Below are 3,501 nucleotides of genomic sequence, written 5' to 3'. Positions count from 1 at the left end.
GGCGATGTGTGGAAGTAGTCGTCGTGGTTGCAGTCCAGCAGCCACTCGTGGGCGCTGGGGCACGGATTCGTGATCGGCGGTGACGACGCGGAGTCCCGGTAGCACATCAGATCCGACTCGTCGGTGCAGTGGTAGCCGCCGGTGCTGTGGGGCGCGCTGAGCTGCACGGCGCCGAGCGTGTGCATCAGCTCGTGCACTTCCGACAGGTGATCGGTGCGTGCCCAGCATCCGCTGTCGACGCGAGCGTAATGCGGGCCCTTGTTGGCACCGTTGGTGAGGCCGGCCGTGTCTCCGCCGCCAACCTGACCGATGCCGCAGTACACGGTCGCGTCGGCCCAGACCATGTACTTCCGGTCGGTGCGATTCAGCCCCGCCGCGCGGAGTTCGGTGATCGTGTTCGACAGGGTGTCGTCGCCGGTGGGCGAGAGCACGGCGTGTGCGACGTCGAGCACGCAGCCCGGCGTGGTCACGAACCGGATGTGCCGTTCGCCGCCGGTCTCGGCGGCGCTGTGGTTCACGACCGTGTCCATCTGGCCGGTCCACGTCGCGATCAGTGGCGCGATCTCGGCGAAGCGGTCGGGGCGGTCGCTCGCCACGGCGTACACCGCCTGCACCCTCGATCCGTCGGCGCCGTCGCCCGTGCACCAGACGCCGCTCGCACCGATCTGGTCGGTCACCTGCTGGGTGCTCTGGGTGATGTCGGCCACCGACCGCCGATCCCTGACGTCGATGCCTCGGGGGGCAGGATCGGGGCCGTGGGTGCATGCCGCGCCCCGCTCACCGAGCTCGATCCGGTACTGACCTGCGCAGGCGCCGTTCGCCTTCCTCTCGAGACCCTCGAACACCAGCCCCTTCGCCTCGTCCGAGCGCTGGTGTCGAGGTTCCCGAGCCCCTCCCGTCGTCGCGATCCCTGCGATCACGAGCGTGACCGCGAGCCCCGCGAGCCAGATCCGACGTGTCATCGATCCCCCTCGGCTGATCCTGCGGTGCGAGCGACAGCCCGTACCTGCCTTCGGGTATCGGCTGAGAGAGCGGTTTCGCCTGAATCACACCGTGTGGGGCCGCCGGAGGATTTCAGGAGGCCCGTGAGGGGGACGCCGTTCGCCATCGCACTGCGCAGGAGGCGGTTCGGCGCCCCGCCTGCCGCGCCGTAGCCCGCGATCGCGCGCCGCGACGAACGACGCGGTCAAGTTTCGGCCGGGCAGCGACCGATGCTGCAAATGAGCCTGTCTCTTGGGAGGGATGATGGCCGACGACATCGTGCACCACCGATCCGACCCGCTGCTGGACGGCGCGCTCGAGCGTTTCGAGCGGGCCGAGGCCGAGTTGGAGGAGACCGAGGAGCGCCGGCGCCGGCTCGCCGACGAGGCCGCGCGCGCGGCCGCCGAGCTCGAGTCCACGCTCGACCAGGCGATCAGGAAGTCGATCGACGACCGTGACCGTCTCGAAGAAGAGCTGGCCGCCGTCGTCGATCACATCACCCGGCTCGAGTCGATCCGCGCACGGTCGGGCGGAAGGAACACCGCCGTCACCGTCACCGCCGTGCCTCGGGTCAGCGAGGATCGCGACGAGGACACCCTCGAGGCTCCGGAGGGCTCCGAACCGAAGGACGCGTACGAGGGTCAGTGGTACGAGCTGATGAAGTCGCGGGACGGCGACACCGCGTTCTCCTCGTGATCTGACCCTCGATTTGTCTACCGACCGGTAGAGAGGCATAATCTGCCGTGTGGTAGAGACGCGGCAGCCCGCATCTTCCTCGATCGTCGAGGCCCTCTCGGGCAAGACGATGTTGCTCACAGGGGTGACCGGTTTCCTCGCGCAGGTCGTCTTCGAACGGCTGCTCGCCGACTTCCCCGAGACGCGCGTGGTGCTGCTCGTGCGCGGTCAGACCGGTACGACGAGTCGCGAACGCGTCGAGTACCTCTTCCGCAAGCCTGCCTTCGACACCCTGCGCGAGCGCCTCGGCGAGAGCGGCCTGAGGGCGATGCTCGACGAGCGCGTCGACGTGATCGACGGCGACTTCAGCCGGGGCAAGCCCGAGATCCCGGCCGGCATCGACGTTGCCATGCACTCCGCGGCCACCGTCAGCTTCGACCCCCCGATCGACGAGGGGTTCATGACGAACCTGCGGGGGGCGATGAACCTCTACGGCGGGGTGATCGCGAGCGGCTCGGCACCGGCGCTGGTGCACGTGTCGACCGCGTACGTGGCCGGCGTGCAGAAGGGCGTGATCCCCGAGGGTCCGCTCGAGCACCGCGTCGACTACATGCTCGAACTCGAGCTCGCGATGGCTGCGCGCAAGGACGTGGAGGCGGCCAGCCGCAAGCCCGAGATGCTGAACGCGTTCATGGACCTCGCGCGCGAGGAGCACTCCCGGGCAGGCCCGACGACCGTCGCCGACGACGCGGAGGAACGCCGTCAGAAGTGGGTGACGAAGCGGCTCGTCGAGTACGGACGCACCCGCGCCCGCTCGCTCGGATGGCCCGACGTCTACACGTTCACGAAGGCGATGGGCGAGCGGGCGGTCGAGGACCTCGCGGCCGAGGCGAACCTGCCGCTCAGCATCGTGCGCCCGTCGATCATCGAGTCGGCGTACACGCACCCGTTCCCGGGCTGGATCGACGGGTTCAAGATGGCCGACCCGATCATCCGCGCGTACGGCCTCGGGCAGATCCCCGAGTTCCCCGGCATCCCGGAGGGGATCATCGACATCATCCCGGTCGACTTCGTCGTGAACGCCTTGTTCGCGGTCGCGGCGAACCCGCCGCCGCCCGGTCAGGTGCACCACTACAACGTGAGCTCGGGCTCGAGGAACCCGTTGCGGTTCTTCGAGCTGTACGAATGGATCCGTGCCTACTTCGAGGAGCACCCGCTGCCAGAGCGGGGCCGGGGCGAGCACAAGGTCCCCGAGTGGGACTTCCCGGGCAACCTCACCGTCGAGCGCATGCTGCGGCGGGCCGAGCGCTTCACCGACATCGCGGAGCAGATCGTGACCCACCTGCCGAAGTCGAAGGCGATGCGTGACGCCGTGCGCCGCGTCGATCGCGACAAGGCGCGGGTCGACTTCGTGAAGCGCTACAGCGACCTCTACGGCCTGTACACCGAGACAGAGGTCGTCTACACCGACGACCGTACGCTCGGGCTCTTCGAGTCGCTGAGCGCCGAGGACAAGGCGATGTTCCCGTTCGACGCCGCGATGGTCGACTGGAAGTACTACTTGCAGGACGTGCACTCCCCGGCCGTGACCCAGTCGCTGCGAGAGCTCTCGAAGCGCGATCGCGAGCGCCCCACGGTGACGATCCGCGAGCGTGAGGAGCCGGTCCTCGCCCTGTTCGACATGGAGGGCACGATCATCTCGTCGAACGTGGTCGAGAGCTACGTGTGGGCCCGCATGGCCGACCTCACCCCCGACGAGTGGCCGCGCGAGCTCGCGAGCGTGTTCGGGCGCATCCCCGGCTATCTGCAGATCGACCGGCGCGATCGCGGCGACTTCCTGCGCTC

The 3,501-nt window shown here is 68.7% G+C and carries 3 protein-coding genes; 2 read left to right on the top strand and 1 reads right to left on the bottom strand.

Features of this window, described 5'->3' with window-relative positions; translation table 11 throughout:
• Positions 1-962, bottom strand: a 962-nt coding sequence (locus tag VFI59_11395; GenBank protein ID HET6714300.1) for a hypothetical protein, incomplete at its 3' end; no start/stop codon positions are given.
• 283 nt (positions 963-1,245) lie between these two features.
• Here VFI59_11395 and VFI59_11390 point away from each other — a divergent pair.
• Together VFI59_11390 and VFI59_11385 are read left to right on the top strand one after the other, a co-directional pair.
• Positions 1,246-1,677 carry a hypothetical protein gene (locus VFI59_11390; protein ID HET6714299.1) on the top strand — a complete coding sequence of 144 codons (432 nt, stop codon included), beginning with the start codon at positions 1,246-1,248 and terminating at the stop codon, positions 1,675-1,677.
• A gap of 49 nt (positions 1,678-1,726) precedes the next feature.
• Positions 1,727-3,501, top strand: a 1,775-nt coding sequence (locus VFI59_11385; protein ID HET6714298.1) for an SDR family oxidoreductase, incomplete at its 3' end; no start/stop codon positions are given.

This window comes from Actinomycetota bacterium, from assembly GCA_035697485.1.
Classification (GTDB): domain Bacteria; phylum Actinomycetota; class UBA4738; order UBA4738; family HRBIN12; genus JAOUEA01.
The sequence above is the reverse complement of the archived record's forward strand: the minus strand, read 5'-3'. Positions and strand labels throughout refer to the sequence as shown.

Coding starts and splice junctions, on each gene's coding strand:
- VFI59_11390 (HET6714299.1), top strand. CDS start 1,246: ATGGCCGACGACATCGTGCACCACCGATCCGACCCGCTGCTGGACGGC.